The sequence below is a fragment of the Pseudophaeobacter flagellatus genome (genome assembly GCF_021228235.1).
GTDB classification, from domain to species: Bacteria; Pseudomonadota; Alphaproteobacteria; order Rhodobacterales; family Rhodobacteraceae; genus Pseudophaeobacter; species Pseudophaeobacter flagellatus.
On record NZ_JAJQRG010000001.1, the window covers coordinates 677578 to 695289 of the forward strand.

A 17712-nucleotide genomic window follows, 5' to 3' on the forward strand; every position below is an offset into this window, starting at 1 on the left:
CCGCCTGGCGGCCCCATGCCGCCGGTAAATCTGGTCTGAATTACGTGCCCGTGGGGCTTAATACCCGCGCCAGATCCAGCCACCACCAAAGATGCGGCTGCTGTCAGTGTCATAAAATACGCAGGCCTGCCCCGGTGAGACGCCTTCCTCGGGGGTCAGTAGCTCTACCTCGGCGGTGGTGGGCGACAGTGGGCGAATGATTGCCTCGCGCGGTGGCCGGGTTGAGCGCACCTTGACCATGACAGTCCATTCCTTGCGGCTGTCAAAGGGGGTATCGCCGAGCCAGTTGATTTCGCGCACGGGGATTGTGCGGGTCGCCAGCAGCTCTTTGGGGCCAACAATCACCTGTTTCTTGTCCACATCCAGCCGCACCACATACAATGGTTCGGTCAAACCGCCGATGCCCAGGCCGCGCCGCTGACCAATGGTGTAGTGAATCACCCCGGTGTGGCTGCCCAGCACCCGCCCATCGGCATGCACAATCTCTCCGGGTTCCGCTGCACCCGGACGCAATTTCTCGATTACGGAGGTATAGTTTCCATCTGGGACAAAACAAATGTCCTGACTGTCCGGTTTATCGGCGACGGCCAGCCCATATTGGGCCGCCATCTCGCGGGTTGCATCCTTGGAGGGCAGGTGGCCCAGGGGGAATCGCAGGTAGTCGAGTTGCTCTGCCGTGGTGGAGAACAAAAAGTAGCTCTGGTCGCGATTCGCATCTTCGGCGCTGTGCAGCTCGGCGCCATTTTCGCCCATCTTGCGCTGGATATAATGGCCCGTGGCCATGCAGTCGGCCTCCAGGTCGCGGGCGGTTTCCAGCAGATCCTTGAATTTCACCCGCTCGTTACAGCGAATACAGGGCACAGGTGTGGCTCCGGCAAGATAGCTGTCGGCAAATTCATCGATCACCGCGTCTTTAAAAATATTTTCATAATCAAGCACATAGTGTGGAAAGCCGCGTTCTTCGGCGACCCGGCGCGCATCGTGGATGTCGACACCGGCACAGCAGGCGCCCTTTTTCGCGAGCGCCGCCCCATGATCATAGAGCTGCAGCGTCACCCCCACCACATCATAGCCCTGGTCAGCAAGATAGGCGGCCACAACAGAGCTGTCGACGCCGCCAGACATGGCGACCACCACGCGGGTGTCTGAGGGAGGTTTGGCAAAGCCAAGAGAGTTGAGCGGAGTGTCGGTATCCAGCGCCATACGGCAAATCCTTAGATCAAGGGGGCAAGCGCTGCAGAATATATGAAAATCCTACAGACTCTCAAGGGGGCAGGTTCACGGCTCTTTAATTAGACTGAGTAAATGCTGTCGGGGAAACAGAAATATAGTTCCACTAGGGGTCAAGGAATGTTCCTGAAGAAAGTTGAAGGGCCACGCGCAGTGACCTTACCGGATGGTACCAAGATGACACGAGCAGATTTGCCACCTGCAGCCACCAGTCGCTGGGTCGCCTCTCGCAAGGCCGCCGTGGTGCGCGGAGTGCTTTATGGCTTGCTGCCCCAGACCGAGGCGCTGCGCCGTTACGGGCTGAGCGAAGAAGAGTTCCGCAGTTGGATTGCCGCAGTTGCGGACCATGGCGAAGAGGCCCTGAAAGCGACTAGGTTGAAAGAGTACCGTTAAGAGGGAATAATAATTAAGCGCACCACTTGAGTCAAAGTTGAAAATTAACCAATATGGTAACGGGCCATTAACCTTTTTCCACCAGGGTTAACGCAACCTAAGGGAAACAGTTACAGGCGGAGACTTTAAACATGCGTATTCTTCTCGTAGAAGACGATCCTACTACAGCTAAAAGCATCGAACTGATGCTGACTCATGCCAACCTTAACGTCTATTCGACGGACCTGGGGGAGGAAGGGATCGATCTGGCCAAGCTTTATGATTACGATTTGATCCTGCTTGATCTTGGCCTTCCTGATATGAACGGTCATGAGGTGCTGCGCCAGCTGCGAATGGCCCGTATTGAGACGCCAATTCTGATCCTATCCGGTGCCGATGATACCGAAAACAAAATAAAAGGTTTCGGATTTGGTGCGGATGACTATCTGACCAAGCCGTTCCACCGCGAAGAACTGGTGGCCCGGATCCATGCGATTATCCGCCGCTCCAAGGGGCATTCGCAGTCCATCATCAAGACCGGTAAAATCGCGGTCAATCTGGATGCCAAAACCGTGGAAGTGGACAGCAAGACTGTGCATCTCACCGGGAAAGAATACCAGATGCTGGAACTGCTGAGCCTGCGTAAGGGTACCACCCTGACCAAAGAGATGTTCTTGAATCATCTTTATGGCGGTATGGATGAACCCGAACTTAAAATTATTGACGTTTTCATCTGCAAGTTGCGCAAGAAGCTGAGCACCGCAACAGGTGGTGACAACTATATCGAAACTGTTTGGGGGCGGGGCTATGTTCTGCGGGACCCGCAGGATGATCAAATGTCCGGTGGCCACCGCATGGCTGTTGGGGCCTGATGGCGCCAAGCGACGGCATCTGATCCGGAACCTCTTACAAGATCCTAGCGGTTTTTGATCTGAACAAAGCGTGCTGGTGAACCAGGCGATGTCGGCTTTGTGAAGTTTTAGTGAACGCGGGCTATCTATCTCGGCCTGCCAGAAAGACTCCGCCGTGGCGGGGTCTTTATTGTTTGTCTGAGGTGTTTGCCTAGGATGTTTGACCCTGTCGCTTGCTGCATTTTCTTACCCCCCTGTCACTGGACCTGAGGCGACGCGCGTCTTATCACCGGGAGGCAAATAGAGACGGGGACCCGGGCGTGGACAATTCTCAGAAATCAGATCCCAGCACACTCTCGCCAGCGCAGGCAGAGACAGAGTTTTTGCAGCTGCAAGACCTGCTTGCCGCCGCAGATCGTGCCTATCATCAAGCGGATGCGCCAGAGCTGAGCGATGCCGCCTATGATGATGCCAAGCGCCGCTACCGCGCATTGGCTGATCACTTTCCGGCCCTGAAAGCGCGCGCAACCCAGCTGGAGACGGTTGGCGCACCTGTCAGTTCGGGATTTGGCAAGATCCAGCACGTTGTTCCAATGCTGTCACTGGGTAATGCCTTCGAGGATCAGGACGTCGCTGATTTCACCCGTAGCATCCGCAACTACCTTGGATTGGGGGATGAGGCGCCGCTTGCCTTCACCGCAGAGCCCAAGATTGACGGGTTGTCGCTGTCATTGCGCTATGAAAACGGCCAGTTGATCCAGGCTGCGACGCGCGGCGATGGTACAACAGGGGAAAACGTTACCGCCAATGCCCGTACCATTGCGGATATTCCCCAGCAGATCTCCGGCGCGCCGGAGGTATTGGAGGTCCGCGGCGAAGTCTATATGAGCCACGCGGATTTTGCCGATCTGAATGCCCGCCACGAGGCGCGCGGCGGCAAGATTTTTGCCAATCCGCGCAATGCCGCCGCAGGATCCTTGCGGCAGCTGGATGCTGAAATCACCCGTGCCCGTCCTTTGCGTTTCTTTGCCTATAGCTGGGGTGATATTGCTGAACCTTTGGGGGATACGCAAAGCGTCGCCATCGCGCGCCTGCAGGACCTGGGGTTCCAAATCAATCCTTTGACCAAGGTCTGCGACGGTATCGACGAGATGATTGCGCAATACCGAAAGATCGAAGCGCAACGCGCCACGCTTGGCTATGATATTGACGGGGTGGTCTACAAGGTCAATGCGCTTAACCTGCAAGCGCGGCTTGGCTTTAGGGCTACAACGCCGCGTTGGGCCATCGCGCATAAGTTCCCGGCAGAGCTGGCCTGGACCCGGCTGGAAGCCATCGACATTCAGGTGGGGCGCACCGGTGCGCTCAGCCCTGTGGCACGGCTGCAGCCGGTGACCGTCGGCGGCGTTGTGGTGTCCAACGCAACCCTGCACAATGAAGACTACATCCGCGGTCGCGATTCCAAAGGCGCGCTGATCCGTGATGGCAAGGATATTCGCATCGGTGATTGGGTCCAGATCTACCGCGCGGGCGATGTGATCCCCAAGGTGGCCGATGTTGACCTGTCAAAGCGGCCCGAAGGCACCGAACCCTATGCCTTTCCGCATCTCTGCCCGCAGTGCAAATCAGAGGCGGTGCGCGAAGAAGGCGATGCGGTGCGCCGCTGTACCGGGGGCATTATCTGTCCGGCGCAGGCCATTGAAAAGCTGAAGCATTTTGTCTCTCGCAAGGCCTTTGACATTGAAGGTCTTGGTGCCAAACAGTTGGAATCCTTTTATGAGGACGAGGATCTGCCGATCCGTACCCCGGTTGATATCTACCGGCTGGAAGAGCGTGACAATGCGAATTTTGGCAAGCTGAAAAATCGCCATGGCTGGGGGCCGCAAAGCGCGGCCAAGCTCTTTTCCGCGATCACGGAAAAGCGCCAGATCAGCCTTGGTCGGATGATCTTTGCCCTAGGCATTCGCCACGTGGGCGAGGTGGCGGCCAAAGATCTGGCGCTGCATTTTGGTGGGTGGACAGAGCTGGCACAGGCGCTGGACCGGGCGCGCCCTGCCGCGCTGGCGCATCGCGCCGCTGATCTGGCCGAAGAGGCCGAGCGTCAGGCGGCAGCCGCCGAGGGGCGGCGCGGCAAGATCAAAGAGGCCCGCGATACAGAAGTCGCCCGCGCAGCAGTCCCGACCGAGGCGGCGGAGGCCTGGGAGGATCTGATCGGCATCGATGGGATCGGTGCCACCGTGGGTCTGTCCCTGTCTGATGCGCTTGCCAATGATGAGGAACGTGCGGTCATTGACGAGCTGGTAGAGTGCCTGACAATCACTGCCCCCGAGGCCCCTGCACAAGACAGCCCGGTTGCCGGGTTGACCGTGGTCTTTACCGGCAAACTCCAGATGAGCCGGGACGAAGCCAAGGCGCAGGCTGAAAAGCTTGGCGCCAAGGTTTCAGGATCGGTGTCAAAGAAGACCGATATCCTGGTGGCCGGGCCGGGAGCTGGATCCAAGGAGAAAAAAGCGCAGGAGCTAGGGGTCCGGATACTGGATGAAGATGGTTGGCGCGCCGAGATTGCAGGCGCATGACTGGGCGGCCGGAAATTCTGTTTCCGCTTTTTGCGGGGGCAGACACGCTCAAGGGGGTGGGGCCAAAGACGGCGCAGAATCTGGCTCAGATCGGGCTGGATACACCGCGCGATTTGGTCTTTTCGCTGCCCCATTCGGTGTTGGACCGTCGTCGCCGCGCCAGCATCAAGGGGTTGGAACTGCCCGCGATTGCCACCGTGGAAGTGGAGATTGGCAGCCATGTTCCAGCCCGTAATCGCGGCGGCGCCTATCGCATTAATGTCAGCGATCAAGAGGTTGAATTTCAACTTTTATTCTTTCACGGGCGCAGCCGCTACCTAGAGGCGCAATGCCCCGAAGGCAGCCGACGCCTGGTATCGGGCAAGGTAGAGCTGTTTGATGGGGTGGCGCAGATGGTGCATCCTGATCACATCCTGCCGCTGGTCGAGGCGAAAGATATCCCGCTGTTTGAGCCGGTCTATCCGCTGACCCATGGGGTGACGCAGAAAACCATGAGAAAGGCGGTGCAGAGCGCGCTACAGCGGCTCCCAGAGCTAGACGAATGGATTGATCCGGGGCAGGCCAAACGTGAAGGCTGGCCGGGCTGGAATGCGGCTGTGACGGCTGTGCATCACCCCGAGGGGCTGGACGATCTGGCAGCCGAAGCACCGGCCCGCACGCGCCTCGCCTATGATGAGCTGTTTGCCCATCAGCTGACCCTTGCCCTGGCCCGCCAGGTTGAACGCAAGAGCCGCGGTATTGTCAGCATTGCAACAGGGCGGTTGCAAGCGCCAGTTCTGGCGGCGCTGCCCTATAAGCCGACCGGAGCGCAGGCGCGCGCGATTGATGAAATTACCAAAGATATGGCCGCTGACCGGCGGATGAACAGATTGCTGCAAGGAGATGTAGGGTCGGGGAAAACCTTGGTTGCCTTTATGGCGCTTCTGGCCGCTGTCGAGGCGGGCGGCCAGGGGGTGATGATGGCGCCAACCGGGATCCTGGCCCAGCAGCACTATGAAGGGCTGCGCCCCTTGGCCGAGCAGGCCGGCGTGGTGCTGGAACTTTTGACGGGGCGCGATAAGGGGGCCGAACGGCGCGCCAAGCTGGCGGCGCTGGCGGCGGGGGATATCCAGATTCTGGTGGGCACCCATGCGGTGTTTCAGCAGGATGTGGCGTTCCGGGCCCTGCGCCTTGCGGTGGTGGATGAACAGCACCGCTTTGGGGTGCGTCAGCGGATGGAGCTGGCGGAAAAGGGCAAAGGCGCTGATGTGTTGGTGATGACGGCAACACCGATCCCGCGTTCGCTTGCCCTGGCGCAATATGGCGATATGGATGTTTCGGTTCTGGATGAAAAGCCACCAGGGCGTAAACCGGTGAAAACCGCAGTGCTCAGCACCGAACGGATGGCAGAGGTAGTGGACCATCTGCGCCAGGCAATTGACGAGGGGCGACAGTGCTATTGGGTCTGTCCACTGGTGGGCGAATCCGAAGTGATGGACCTGATCGCTGCGGAAGAGCGCTTTAAACACCTGCGCGCCACGCTGGGCGAGGGCACCGTTGGGCTGGTGCATGGTCAGATGCCCCCGGCAGAAAAAGACGCGGCCATGCAGGCGTTTCAAAGCGGCGCATGCAAGGTGCTGGTGGCCACCACGGTGATCGAGGTGGGGGTGAATGTGCCCAATGCCTCTATCATGGTGATCGAGCGGGCCGAGATCTTTGGCCTGGCGCAGCTGCATCAGCTGCGCGGGCGGGTGGGTCGCGGCAGTGCGCAATCGACCTGTCTGTTGATGTATCAGCCACCGCTGTCCGAGGGTGGACGGCGCCGGTTGGAAGTGCTGCGCGAAAGCGAAGACGGTTTTGTGATTTCCGAAACCGACCTGCAGATGCGCGGCGCTGGCGATGTGATCGGCACCGCGCAATCTGGGTTGCCGCGATTCCGCATTGCCGATCTGGAACGCCAGGCCGACCTGATGGCGGTGGCACAAAGCGACGCCCGCGCCCTGTTGACCACCGACCCTCAGCTCTCTTCCATGCGGGGGCGCGCGGCGCGTGTTCTGCTTTGGCTGATGAAACAGGATCAGGCTATCCGTTTAATTTCAGTGGGTTAAGCCTGTTTTACCGTCACATGTTCCAAAATGTTCGCAAATGTTCTCATAAAGTTCTTTACAGGCGCGTCGTAAAGTGAGAACAAATAGGCAACAAGATCGCCAGAGAGCGGTTGCCAACCCGACAGACAAGAGTGGAGCGCAGACCAATGATGACCCAATTGAAAACAACCCTGAACAACACACAGTCGACCCTGTTGCAGGACGCGCTTGGCGCTGCATCCTTGGTGGTCATGCTTGTGGTTGCGCTGCATCTGCCAGGTTTTTTGTAACCGCCCGACCTGAAGTTTCCTTATCCCCGCCCGTCGTAACCGCAAAAACTGGAGACTTATTCCCCGAGCAAATTTGAATACTGCCTGCTGTCTTTATGACGGGAACGTGCATGTCTTATCCCGACCTGCGATGGAAACCTTGCTTGTCCTTGTTTCACCGGTTGCGCCTATCAACCGGATTGCGTTCCCGGACCCCGCATGAAGACGCATATACTGCCGCCACCATCTGCCCGGATGTGTGGCGGTTTTTTTTGCCGTCGCCCTGCAAGACTGGGGGCGATCAGGATTTACCCCCATGTGCCAGGTCACCGCAGTGGCGGTTTGCGACAAAGATCGGTACAGAAAACCCTTCATCATGACAAACTTGCACCGCCCATATCACAGCTGCGAGAAGAGCTGGCGGAGCCGGTTTTAATTGTTGCTTCTTTGCTGATGATACATCCGGCAGGTCGGGCGGCACGCCTGCACCGATCGGCGGTGGTGTTGTCTTGGCTGCGCGGCATGTTACCGTATGACGTGCCCCAGATCAGATGAACCGAGGGCTGCCTGTTTGAGTAACATAAAGCTAAGGTTAAGCGCAGTTTTTTTGCGACGCCTCATGAAATGCCTCGAGCGTGGCATCGAGGCACAGCAGGATAGAGGCATGACGGTTTTTGAAATCGCGCGCCGGTATCAGCACTTCCAGCTCTGCAAAGGGGGGCGCGGGCGGCGGTTGGTTGGCGGTCAGCATGGCTTTCAGCTCTGCGCGGGCGGTTTCGACTTCGCTCAGGCTGCGGCCAATGATCTTGCTGGCCACAATCGAGGCCGAAGCCTGCCCCAGGGCGCAGGCCTTGACGTCCTGGCCAAAGTCGGCAATCTGCCCGTCGTGCAGGGTCAGATCAACGGTGACGGTTGATCCACACAGCGGCGCGCGTTTCTTTGCGGTGGCATCCGGGTTGTCCAGCCGATCAAGCAGCGGAATATCCGCCGCCAGCGCCAGAATACGCGCCGAATAGAGCTTGATAAGATCGGTTTCGCTGGACGTTTCGCTGGACATAAGGCGGCCTCGGGCTTTCCCTTGGGGTATCTTCCCCATACATAGGACGCGGATGGCAGATACAAAAGGGTTTTCCCATGACTTTCTCTCCCGATAGCCTGCAATACGACGCGTCCGGCTTGATCCCCTGTATCGCCCAGGATCACAGCAGCGGCGAGGTGCTGATGATGGCCTGGATGAATGCGGCAAGCGTCGCCAAGACGTTAGAGACCGGCAAGGTGACCTATTGGTCGCGCTCGCGTCAGGCCTTTTGGGTGAAGGGAGAGAGTTCGGGGCATCTGCAGAGTCTGGTAGAGCTGCGGCTTGATTGTGATCGCGATTGCCTGCTGGCCCTGGTCGACCAGGTGGGCCCTGCCTGTCACACCAATCGGCGCAGCTGTTTTTACACCGCCATTCGTGACGGGGCAGAGCAAGAGTTGATGGCCCCGATGGACGACAGCCTCTAGACCAGACAGATCTAGGTCGAGGCGGGCGCGAGGCCTACCATGCGGCGAATGTCGCCTGGGCTGGCCCCCTCGGCCCGGTATTTGGCGATGGCGCGGGCGTCATCGCGTTTGGCGAGCCGTTTGCCCGCCTCGTCGCGGATCAGATCGTGGTGGTGGTAAATGGGGGGTGGCAGGCGCAGCAGAACCTGTAGCAAGACATGGATCTGGGTGGCGTCAAACAGATCGGCGCCGCGGATGATATGGGTGATGCCCTGATCAGCATCATCCACCACAACCGACAGATGGTATGAGCTGCCCATTCCCTTTCGCACCAGAATGATGTCACCCACACGTTCAATCAGTTGTGTCGGGTCCAGCCTGTGCGATCCGCGAAATTTGGCACCAGTTTCCTCAAAAGTACGCAGCCCGGTCTGTTGCATGGCCAGCGCCAGTGCCTTGGCCATATCAAGGCGTATGACATCCTCTGTTCCGGGCGTCTCTCCGGCGCGGTGGCGACAGCTGCCGGGATAGATGCGCCCATCAGGGCCAAACTGCGCCACCCCTTCCTGCGGTGCCCCGGCTGCCGCCTCGATATCGGCCCGGTTGCAGCAGCAGGGATAGGTCAGGCCAAGCGCCGTGAGCTGCGCCAGCGCCTGTTGGTAGCGCGTAATTCGGTTGCATTGGCGCATCACCGGCTCCGGCCAGCATAGGCCCAGCCAGTGCAGATCTTCATAGATCTGCGCCTCCCAGGATTGGCGGGCGCGGGATTGGTCGATGTCTTCGATGCGCAGCAGAAAGCTGCCGCCAGCAGCCTGCGCCATATCATAGGCCAAAAGCGCCGAATAGGCATGCCCTAGATGCAGTGGGCCGGTGGGTGAGGGGGCAAAACGGGTGATGAAGGTCACGGGTATTGCCCCCTTTGTCAGATCAGGAGAAATGGTCCAGCCAGGCGGTCCAGGCGGTTTTGGCGCGGTCAGTATAGGCCTTGTAGCGGTCCTTGCGGCCACGCCGCCCGCCTTTCAGCCCGTCAACCGGCTGGAACAGGCCAAAGTTCACATTCATCGGTTGAAAGGTCTTGGCCTCGGCCCCGCCGGTGATGTGATGGATCAGGGCGCCCATGGCGCTGTCTTGCGGCACCTCTGGTAGCTCTAGCCCAAGGATCTCGGCGGCGGCCATGCGCCCAGCCAAAAGCCCCATGGCGGCGCTTTCCACATAGCCCTCCACCCCGGTGATCTGGCCGGCAAAGCGTAGATGTGGCTTTGATTTCAGTCGCATCTGGGCGTCCAGCAGGGTGGGGGAGTTGAGGAAGGTATTGCGATGAATGCCGCCAAGCCGGGCAAAGCGGGCATTCTCCAGCCCCGGAATCATCTTGAGCACCTCGGCCTGGGCGCCGTATTTCATCTTGGTCTGGAAGCCGACGATGTTGAATAGGGTGCCAAGCGCATTGTCACGGCGCAGCTGCACCACGGCATAGGCCTTTACATCCGGCTGGTGCGGATTGGTCAGGCCAACCGGCTTCATTGGGCCAAAGCGCAGGGTCTCGCGACCGCGCTCTGCCATCACCTCGATGGGCAGGCAGCCGTCGAAATACCCGGCCGTTTCACCTTCGTGGAATTCGGTTTTATCCGCTGCCAGCAGGGCATCAATGAAGGCCTCATACTGATCTTTGGACATCGGGCAGTTCAGGTAGGCGGTGCGCTCTTCCTCGGTTTCGCCCTTATCATAGCGCGACTGCATCCAGGCCTGCGACATATCAATGCTCTCGGCATAGATAATCGGGGCGATGGCATCAAAAAAGGCAAGCGCCTCGGCGCCGGTCTCAGCCTGGATTGCCTGGCCCAGGGTGCCAGAGGTTAAAGGACCTGTGGCAAAGATCCAATGGCCGTCCTCGGGCAGCGCGGTGATCTCCTCGTAGGACACCTCGATATTGGGATGCGCCTTCAGCTTGGCGGTGACCGTTTCGGCAAAGGGGTCGCGATCAACCGCCAGGGCACCACCTGCGGGCAGGCGATGTTCTTCGGCGCTGGCCATGATCACCCCGTTGGCGGCGCGCATTTCCCAATGCAACAGCCCCACGGCGTTTTGCTCATCGTCATCAGAGCGAAAGGAGTTGGAACACACCATCTCGCCCAGATTGCCCGTTTGATGGGCAAAGGTTTCCACTTTGGGCCGCATCTCGTGGATCACCACTTTGACGCCCATGTTCGCAGCCTGCCAGGCTGCCTCGGACCCGGCCATGCCGCCGCCCACGATATGCAATGTCTTTGTCATAGGGGGCAAATAGGGCAGTGCGCTGGGTTAAGCAATATTGCCTAGGTGCGAATATGGGCTCAGCAGTGATGAAATGTGGCAAGAAGGCGGCGGAAGTAGGGGGGGGCCTCCGACAGGATTCATCCTTGGGCTAGCAGAGTAGATTGGGCTTGGCAGGTGGATGGGCAAACGGGTGCAGTGGCCATTTTGGAAACAATACCGCGCCGTGCCGGTGACTGCTGTCCGATATGGCAGTAATTACATCAATTCAGGCGGAAATACACCTAGGACGGCTGTGTCTACAGAGTAAATAAGGGGAGAATTTGGGGCCGCTGCGCGGGAATGTCACCGGGGAGAGAGATTCCCGGTTGGAGGGACCTTCCGCTGCAGCGGCCCAAATTGTGTCCGGGACGTAACCCGTGCCCAATCCTTGCCATTATCTTGCCTCGATTAAAAGGCCCGATAGAGAAACAATAAACCCCGAATGGTAAACAAAGACTAAAATTTTCACAAAATTCAGGATTTTTCCCAATCGGGTGTACGTTTTTCAAGAAAGGCTGCCATGCCTTCGGCGGTATCGGGTTGCATCAGGTTTTCGACGATGACCTGACTGGTATAGGCATAGGCCTCTTCAATCGGCATCTGCAGTTGTTGGTAGTAGGCCTCTTTGCCGATCTTGACCGCCGCGCCAAGCTTGGCGGCAATCTTTTCTGCCATGGAGCGGGTCTCTGCCTCTAGCTGGTCTGCCGGGACGGCGCGGTTGATCAGCCCCAGCTCAGCAGCGCGGGGGGCTGACATGAATTCGCCGGTGGTGAGCAGTTCAAAGGCGTGTTTGCGGGGGATATTGCGGGATAGGGCGACCATGGGGGTAGAACAAAACAACCCGATGTTGACGCCATTGACGCCAAAGCGGCAATCCTCGGCGGCGATGGCAAGGTCGCAAGAGGCCACCAACTGGCAGCCCGCTGCGGTGGCAATCCCATGCACCTGGGCGATGACCGGCTGGGGGAGGCGTTGCAGGCCCAGCATTACCTGAGTGCAGCGCGAAAAGAGACTGTCAAAATAGGCCCTGCCGCCATCGTCGGCTGCGCGCCCGGCGGTCATCTGGCGAATATCATGGCCGGCGCAAAAGGCCTTGCCCGCGCCAGACAGGATGACGGCCTTGATGCTGCGATCTTCTTTCAGCGCGTCAATCTGCTGTTGCAGGGCTGCCAGCATTTCGTCCGACAACGCGTTCAGCCGATCCGGCGCGTTCATTCGCAAATGCGCAATTGCGTTTTTGTCGTCACGTTCCAGAATTGCCATCTTGCTCTCCTCTTGGGTTCTGGGTGAACACTAGGGCGCAACGAGAGAGAGGAAAAGCATGGGATTGGCATTCGACGCAAGAGAGCTGGAAGCCTATATGGCGGAGATATTCCCGCAGGTGGCAGAGGATTTTGCCATCGATACGCTATCGGCGGAGGGCATCACCATGCGGTTGAAGGTGGCAGAGCGTCATCTGCGCCCCGGTGGCACGGTTTCGGGGCCGTCGATGTTTGCCCTTGCGGATGTCACGGTATACGCGCTGGTCTTGTCACGATTGGGGGCCAAAGCCCTGGCTGTGACCACCAATTCATCGCTGGATTTCATGCGTAAACCAGAGGCAGGGTGTGACATCATTGCCAAGGGTCAGCTGCTTAAACTGGGGCGCAGCCTGGCCGTGGGGGATGTGCATATGTTTTCACAGGGATCTGATAAGATGGTGGCGCGGTCCACCATGACTTATTCTATTCCACCGGTGCGCTAGCTGTAACACGTGCGAGGGGCTGGCCTACCTTGACCAGGGTTTCGCGTCCAGCGGCGCTATTGGCAACTAGGTCGGGGCTAAAGGCGACCGTGCCGGGCTGGAACACCACCACCACGGTTGACCCGCCAAATTTGAAATAGCCCTTTTCATCCATCTTCTGCACCGCGCCTGTGGTCTTGGTGTTGAGGATGGAGCCAACCCCAAAGGCCCCCACTTCGCTAAAGCAGTAGTGGCCGATCGTGTCATTTTTTATCAGGGTATTGCAGCGTTTGTTTTCGCCAAAGACATCGGGACCCGCGCCCAGGGCTATGGGATTGACCGAATGCAGCGCCCCGTCGATTTCCTGGCAGCGCTCAATCATGCCCGCCATCGGAAAGTGGTAGCGGTGATAATCCGCCGGGCATAGCCGCACGATGGCCAGGGCACCGCCCAGAAAGGGCTTGGCCATATCCTGCAGCATGGTGTTGATTGACATCGGGTGGCCTTTGATCGGCACAAAGATGTCATTCTCTAGCGTGGGAAAGACCAGAACCCGGCCATCGGCCGGCGCGATGATTTCATCTGGAGCCGGATTATAGGGGCGCGCTTCGGGTTTTAGGTGGCGGGCAAAAAAGTCATTAAAAGAGGCATAGTCCTGCGCCGGGCGTACCGCCTCTGTCATGTCGATCGACAGCTCTTCGATCACCGATTTTATCTTGCCGCGCGACCAACGGCTGTCAAACCAGCACCCAAACAATCGGCTGATCAAAGGGGCGCGAAACAGCAGCCGCTCCAGCAGCTTGGTGCTGCTGTCCTGATAGGCCCAACGGATCCATTTTTCGCCCAGGATGACCTCGTCAAACACCAGTCCGGTTTCACGATTGACCACCTGAATGGGGGTATTTTGCATCTGATCTGCCTCGCATCCGCTGTATTCTGTTCGCCTAGCAGAGCCGGTGGCCTGGGCTCAAGCGGATTGTGCCTGACGCCAGCCTTGGCAGGGGCGTGGGTTTTGGCGGCAAGGTCAGTGGGATGTTAGGCTGTAGGGGACGGCGTGTCGGCTAGATCCGGCCCGCGCAGGATCTCGCGTACGGTGACGGAGGTGGTGTCAAACGCGCGCTTCAACACCTCGATGGCCCGCCAGGGATCCGCATCGCCACACATAAAGACATCAAAGGCACCATAGCCAACTTCGGGCCAAGTGTGCACGGATATGTGGCTTTCGGCCAGCACCGCCACGCCCGAGATACCTTGGGGGGAAAAGCGATGCGTGTGCATATGCAGCAGGGTGGCACCGCAGGCGGAAATCACATCGCAAAATGCCTGCTGGATTCGGGCCTCACTGTCCAGCCCGCGCCCCTGCGTGACTTCGATAATAAGGTGAGTGCCGGCAAAGACCCGGCCATCGCGCTGGGTCAAACGGTCGCTGCGCTGCGATTGTGCTGCCTTGCGGGGGGCGATCCCTTGGGGGGCAGAATGGGCGTCGCGCATACGGGTATCCTTCAGCGGGTTGGGCAGTCCTGGACGACGGGGAGGCTGGGGCAGGGCCTGGGCGCATCTAAGCAGGCTGATGCGTCTGATCAAGAAAAATCCTGGCCGACCTGCGCCGGGCCGTTCTTGTTTGGCCCTGACGGATTAGCCCGGTCCTTGGTTTTCAAAAGCTGGTGGGCAAAAGGTGGGGGCTATGCTTGGCAATCAGACAAAAAAAGACCGGGGCAAGCCCCGGCCATAAGGTTGCTCTGTGCCCAGGGGATCAAGGGCGCCAGAACGGAAGAGTTCCTTGATAATGAGCCTCCTCGCGGGAGATCCCGATATCTCGTAGCTGTTCGACGCTCAGCGCTTGCAGGTCTTTGCGCGAGCGATGGCGGTTGGACCATTTGGTGACCAAGACTGCAAAGGCAACTGCCGCCTGAGCCAGAACCGGCAGCGCGGCGCGGTTGGTCAGGTAGGACATATGTGTGCGGCTTTGTGTTGCAGGCGTCGTCATGGGGTAGATCCTTTATTGTGTTGATACAATCCTAGTTGTCTGTTATGAGTAATTGATACAATGATCAAATACCCTTGTCTAAGGATGGATTGTAATGGGTACAATTTGGGCGCCGGATCTTGCTGGTAAGTCAGGTCCAAAATACCAGCGGGTGGCCGATACCATTCGAACCGCTGTGGATGACGGGATCTTGCAATGCGGCGCAAAACTGCCGCCAGTGAGAGAGCTGGCCTATCAGCTCAAGATCACACCCGGCACTGTGGCACGGGCCTATACGATTCTGACCGATGAAGGATTGCTGCAGGCCGAGGTTGGCCGTGGCACCTTTGTGGCGGAACGGCCAAGCCAGGTGATGGATGATGTCTGGTCACGCCAGTTGCACCTGCAAGAGGCCAAAGATCCGCATCATGTCAGCCTGTTTAGCCCACGTATGGTAGATGTAGGGCAGGTGGCCGCGCTTCGCCAGGTGATGGAGAAAGTCGCCAAGAGCGATGCGATGCTGTTCCTCAACTATCCAACGCGGGACGCCTATCTGCCGGTGCGGCAGGCGGTTGTCGACTGGCTCGACGGGCAGCCGCTGGGGCCGCTTGGCGAGGCAGAGGTGGTTTTGACCCATGGTGGCCAGAACGGTATTCTCACCGTGCTGCAGACCGTGCTGCAAGAGCCACAGCCAGTGATCCTGGTCGAGGATCTGTCCTATGCAGGCTTTCGCCGCGCGGCAGAACTGTTGCGCGCCAGGGTGGTTGGGGTGGCCATGGATGAACATGGAATTGTACCCGCTTCGCTGGAATTGGCCATTCGTAAGACCGGGGCGCAGGTGCTTTGTACCAGTCCCGAGGTACACAATCCAACCGGGCTGTTTACTCCGCTGCAGCGCCGCCAGGAAATTGTCGCGGTGGCGCGGCGTCACGGGGTGCAGATTCTAGAGGATGATTGCTACCGCATGGGCGAGGCGAAGGCCCCAAGCTATCGGGCGCTGGCCCCGGATATGACCTGGCATGTGTTCTCGATTTCGAAAAACCTGACGCCTGCGCTGCGGGTGGGCTTTGCCCTGGCCCCCACGGGGCGGGCGCAGGATCTGCGCCGGGCCGCGGAATACAGCTATTTCGGCCTGGCCCAGCCGCTGGCGGAAATCACCCGGCTCCTGCTTAGCGATCCGCGCACCAAAGAGCTGACCCGAGCGGTGCGTGCGGAAATGGCCAAATACGTGCGGGTTGCGGTGAACGCTCTGGGCGGGTTTGAACTGGTCTGGAATGATCAGGTGCCGTTTCTTTGGCTGAAGCTACCGGCCGGCTGGCGTTCTGCCGCCTTTACCCGCGCAGCCGAGGCCGAGGGGGTGCAGATCCGATCCGCAGATGAATTTGCCCTGCGCGACGGGCGCGCGCCCAATGCCGTGCGCATTGGCGTGAACGGCCATGTAAGCCTGAAACGGTTTGAAGAAGCGATGCAGCGACTGCGTACATTGCTGGACAACCCGCCCGAGCAGATTAGCGTGTGAGCTGCCAGCGTTGCGCCCCTCTATGACCAACTGGCCTGAAGGGGCGCAATTTTGATGGGTATTATTTCTCTGCGAGGTTGACCCAAACGTTAATGTCGTTGCCGCTATAGGACCAATTGTTTTTACTGGCGGCAACTCCCGCAGTAACGGCTGCCGCAACAAGCCCGGCAACCGAGGCACCGCCAACAATCACCCCGTCAAGGGCTGGGGTGTGGGTAAACTGTGTCGAAAGCTCTGGCGTTTTACAGGTCATGCGCAGCTTGGAAGGCTTGCCGTGGAATTTGGGCAAACGAACGATTGCGGGGGTCTGAAACTGCGCCGAGAATTCCGCCGTATCAATTGCGCAGGTAGCGCCAGAAATCTCTGTCCGTTGGACCCCCACTGGTTTGGAGTTTGGGTTGGTCGCGTATTGGTGTTTAAGGTCTTCCGAGATCTCTTCTGGAACAAATGTCCGGATCACCGGTTCGGTATAGCCAACGACACGCTCGGCTGTGGTTCCATTTTTGAGGGAGACCGTGACAGGGGGCTGTTTAACCGGAGCGCCCTGCATGCAGCCTGTGACAATCAAAGCGAATGGCGAAATGAGGGGTATAGAAAGTTTCAATGTATGACCTTCGTACGTATGACCTAGGGATTGTTTTGTGTTTATCCAATCTCTTTTAGGGTGTGGGTATAGGGGCGTATTGGTTCATAGCGCTGCGATGGCGCGCAAAGGCCACGGGGGGGGTAGTGGTTCGGATGAGCTGGTGTGGGGTATTATTATACCTATTTTACAACATGTTGATAATAAACATTTTAAACATGTTTGGTGGCATTGACCTAGGGCTGGGAACTCCGTAAACCCTATCCATCAAATCGGACGCAGGGCCTTTCCTTGCGTCGTCACGACAAACAGGATTGACCTGCCATGAAAACCTTCTCTGCTACCCCGGCAGATATCGACAAGAAATGGATCATCATTGACGCCGAAGGCGTCGTGCTGGGCCGTCTCGCATCGATCATTGCCATGCGCCTGCGTGGTAAGCACAAAGCCACATTCACTCCGCATATGGATATGGGTGACAACGTCATCGTGATCAATGCTGAAAAGATCCAGATGACCGGCAAGAAGCGCGAAGAGCACTTCTACTGGCACACCGGTCACCCCGGTGGCATCAAATCCCGCACCAAGCAGGAAATCCTGGAAGGCAAGCACCCCGAGCGTGTTGTCTATCAGGCCGTCAAACGCATGCTGCCAGGCAACCGCCTGTCGCGTCAGCAGATGACAAACCTGCGCATCTATGCTGGCACCGAACACGGGCATGAAGCCCAGGCGCCCGAAGTTCTGGACGTGAAGTCCATGAACAAGAAAAACACGCGGAGCTGA

General features: G+C 58.5%; 17 protein-coding genes and 1 pseudogene. 9 read left to right on the forward strand and 9 right to left on the reverse strand.

Annotated elements, in window-relative coordinates; translation table 11 throughout:
- Nucleotides 1–57: 57 nt before the first annotated feature.
- Nucleotides 58–1203 carry a tRNA 2-thiouridine(34) synthase MnmA gene (gene mnmA, locus LRK71_RS03220; RefSeq protein ID WP_232401019.1) on the reverse strand — a complete coding sequence of 382 codons (1146 nt, stop codon included), beginning with the start codon at nucleotides 1201–1203 and terminating at the stop codon, nucleotides 58–60.
- Between the two features lie 147 nt (nucleotides 1204–1350).
- On the opposite strand from mnmA, the gene sciP reads away from it, so the two are divergent.
- The 5 genes from sciP to LRK71_RS20445 all read left to right on the forward strand — a co-directional run bounded on the left by sciP (nucleotide 1351) and on the right by LRK71_RS20445 (nucleotide 7385).
- Nucleotides 1351–1623: a CtrA inhibitor SciP gene (gene sciP / locus LRK71_RS03225; RefSeq protein ID WP_232401020.1), complete on the forward strand. Its 273-nt coding sequence runs from the start codon at nucleotides 1351–1353 to the stop codon at nucleotides 1621–1623.
- A gap of 131 nt (nucleotides 1624–1754) precedes the next feature.
- Nucleotides 1755–2474: a response regulator transcription factor CtrA gene (gene ctrA / locus LRK71_RS03230; RefSeq protein ID WP_232401021.1), complete on the forward strand. Its 720-nt coding sequence runs from the start codon at nucleotides 1755–1757 to the stop codon at nucleotides 2472–2474.
- Nucleotides 2475–2773: 299 nt separating this feature from the next.
- Complete coding sequence (ligA, locus tag LRK71_RS03235; protein WP_232401022.1) at nucleotides 2774–5029, forward strand: NAD-dependent DNA ligase LigA; 2256 nt, start codon at nucleotides 2774–2776, stop codon at nucleotides 5027–5029.
- Entirely contained in the window at nucleotides 5026–7116 is a 2091-nt protein-coding gene (recG, locus tag LRK71_RS03240; protein WP_232401024.1) for an ATP-dependent DNA helicase RecG, read from the forward strand. Before ligA ends, recG begins: the two co-directional genes overlap by 4 nt.
- Before the next feature lie 146 nt (nucleotides 7117–7262).
- Nucleotides 7263–7385: a hypothetical protein gene (locus LRK71_RS20445; RefSeq protein WP_269751604.1), complete on the forward strand. Its 123-nt coding sequence runs from the start codon at nucleotides 7263–7265 to the stop codon at nucleotides 7383–7385.
- A 571-nt stretch (nucleotides 7386–7956) separates the two neighbouring features.
- Here the strand turns inward: LRK71_RS20445 and LRK71_RS03245 are convergent.
- Complete coding sequence (locus LRK71_RS03245; RefSeq protein WP_232401026.1) at nucleotides 7957–8421, reverse strand: iron-sulfur cluster assembly scaffold protein; 465 nt, start codon at nucleotides 8419–8421, stop codon at nucleotides 7957–7959.
- 77 nt (nucleotides 8422–8498) lie between these two features.
- Between LRK71_RS03245 and hisI the strand changes: the two genes are divergently transcribed.
- Entirely contained in the window at nucleotides 8499–8867 is a 369-nt protein-coding gene (gene hisI / locus LRK71_RS03250; RefSeq protein ID WP_232401028.1) for a phosphoribosyl-AMP cyclohydrolase, read from the forward strand.
- A gap of 11 nt (nucleotides 8868–8878) precedes the next feature.
- Here the strand turns inward: hisI and gluQRS are convergent, their stop codons facing one another.
- The 3 genes and pseudogenes from gluQRS to LRK71_RS03265 all read right to left on the reverse strand — a co-directional run.
- Nucleotides 8879–9751, reverse strand: a complete 873-nt coding sequence (gene gluQRS / locus LRK71_RS03255; protein WP_232401029.1) for a tRNA glutamyl-Q(34) synthetase GluQRS — start codon at nucleotides 9749–9751, stop codon at nucleotides 8879–8881.
- 22 nt (nucleotides 9752–9773) lie between these two features.
- Complete coding sequence (trmFO, locus tag LRK71_RS03260; RefSeq protein WP_232401030.1) at nucleotides 9774–11117, reverse strand: methylenetetrahydrofolate--tRNA-(uracil(54)-C(5))-methyltransferase (FADH(2)-oxidizing) TrmFO; 1344 nt, start codon at nucleotides 11115–11117, stop codon at nucleotides 9774–9776.
- Nucleotides 11118–11612: 495 nt separating this feature from the next.
- Nucleotides 11613–12407: pseudogene (locus LRK71_RS03265) on the reverse strand (enoyl-CoA hydratase); the annotation flags it as partial.
- A 52-nt stretch (nucleotides 12408–12459) separates the two neighbouring features.
- On the opposite strand from LRK71_RS03265, the gene LRK71_RS03270 reads away from it, so the two are divergent.
- Nucleotides 12460–12882 (forward strand): PaaI family thioesterase, encoded by a 423-nt coding sequence (locus LRK71_RS03270; protein WP_232401032.1) that lies wholly within the window; start codon nucleotides 12460–12462, stop codon nucleotides 12880–12882.
- Here the strand turns inward: LRK71_RS03270 and asd are convergent.
- From asd to LRK71_RS03285, 3 genes are all read right to left on the reverse strand, one after another.
- Entirely contained in the window at nucleotides 12863–13771 is a 909-nt protein-coding gene (gene asd, locus LRK71_RS03275) for an archaetidylserine decarboxylase (protein ID WP_232401033.1), read from the reverse strand. The two genes, LRK71_RS03270 and asd, sit on opposite strands and share 20 nt — an antisense overlap.
- 125 nt (nucleotides 13772–13896) lie before the next feature.
- Entirely contained in the window at nucleotides 13897–14352 is a 456-nt protein-coding gene (gene speD, locus LRK71_RS03280) for an adenosylmethionine decarboxylase (protein WP_232401034.1), read from the reverse strand.
- Between the two features lie 262 nt (nucleotides 14353–14614).
- Nucleotides 14615–14848 carry a DUF1127 domain-containing protein gene (locus LRK71_RS03285; RefSeq protein WP_232401036.1) on the reverse strand — a complete coding sequence of 78 codons (234 nt, stop codon included), beginning with the start codon at nucleotides 14846–14848 and terminating at the stop codon, nucleotides 14615–14617.
- A 94-nt stretch (nucleotides 14849–14942) separates the two neighbouring features.
- Here LRK71_RS03285 and LRK71_RS03290 point away from each other — a divergent pair, with 94 nt between their 5' ends.
- Entirely contained in the window at nucleotides 14943–16346 is a 1404-nt protein-coding gene (locus LRK71_RS03290) for an aminotransferase-like domain-containing protein (protein ID WP_232401037.1), read from the forward strand.
- Between the two features lie 61 nt (nucleotides 16347–16407).
- On the opposite strand, the gene LRK71_RS03295 is transcribed toward LRK71_RS03290, so the two are convergent.
- Nucleotides 16408–16896 (reverse strand): hypothetical protein, encoded by a 489-nt coding sequence (locus tag LRK71_RS03295; protein WP_232401039.1) that lies wholly within the window; start codon nucleotides 16894–16896, stop codon nucleotides 16408–16410.
- Nucleotides 16897–17253: 357 nt separating this feature from the next.
- Here LRK71_RS03295 and rplM point away from each other — a divergent pair, with 357 nt between their 5' ends.
- Nucleotides 17254–17712, forward strand: a complete 459-nt coding sequence (gene rplM, locus LRK71_RS03300) for a 50S ribosomal protein L13 (RefSeq protein WP_009808474.1) — start codon at nucleotides 17254–17256, stop codon at nucleotides 17710–17712.

Bases quoted from the DNA above. Each gene is read 5' to 3' on its own strand.
- LRK71_RS03245 (WP_232401026.1), bottom strand. From the start codon at position 8,421: ATGTCCAGCGAAACGTCCAGCGAAACCGATCTTATCAAGCTCTATTCG.
- hisI (WP_232401028.1), top strand. From the start codon at position 8,499: ATGACTTTCTCTCCCGATAGCCTGCAATACGACGCGTCCGGCTTGATC.
- sciP (WP_232401020.1), top strand. From the start codon at position 1,351: ATGTTCCTGAAGAAAGTTGAAGGGCCACGCGCAGTGACCTTACCGGAT.
- recG (WP_232401024.1), top strand. From the start codon at position 5,026: ATGACTGGGCGGCCGGAAATTCTGTTTCCGCTTTTTGCGGGGGCAGAC.
- asd (WP_232401033.1), bottom strand. From the start codon at position 13,771: ATGCAAAATACCCCCATTCAGGTGGTCAATCGTGAAACCGGACTGGTG.
- LRK71_RS03290 (WP_232401037.1), top strand. From the start codon at position 14,943: ATGGGTACAATTTGGGCGCCGGATCTTGCTGGTAAGTCAGGTCCAAAA.
- ctrA (WP_232401021.1), top strand. From the start codon at position 1,755: ATGCGTATTCTTCTCGTAGAAGACGATCCTACTACAGCTAAAAGCATC.
- LRK71_RS03270 (WP_232401032.1), top strand. From the start codon at position 12,460: ATGGGATTGGCATTCGACGCAAGAGAGCTGGAAGCCTATATGGCGGAG.
- LRK71_RS20445 (WP_269751604.1), top strand. From the start codon at position 7,263: ATGATGACCCAATTGAAAACAACCCTGAACAACACACAGTCGACCCTG.
- LRK71_RS03295 (WP_232401039.1), bottom strand. From the start codon at position 16,896: ATGCAGGGCGCTCCGGTTAAACAGCCCCCTGTCACGGTCTCCCTCAAA.
- rplM (WP_009808474.1), top strand. From the start codon at position 17,254: ATGAAAACCTTCTCTGCTACCCCGGCAGATATCGACAAGAAATGGATC.
- speD (WP_232401034.1), bottom strand. From the start codon at position 14,352: ATGCGCGACGCCCATTCTGCCCCCCAAGGGATCGCCCCCCGCAAGGCA.
- trmFO (WP_232401030.1), bottom strand. From the start codon at position 11,117: ATGACAAAGACATTGCATATCGTGGGCGGCGGCATGGCCGGGTCCGAG.
- LRK71_RS03285 (WP_232401036.1), bottom strand. From the start codon at position 14,848: ATGACGACGCCTGCAACACAAAGCCGCACACATATGTCCTACCTGACC.
- mnmA (WP_232401019.1), bottom strand. From the start codon at position 1,203: ATGGCGCTGGATACCGACACTCCGCTCAACTCTCTTGGCTTTGCCAAA.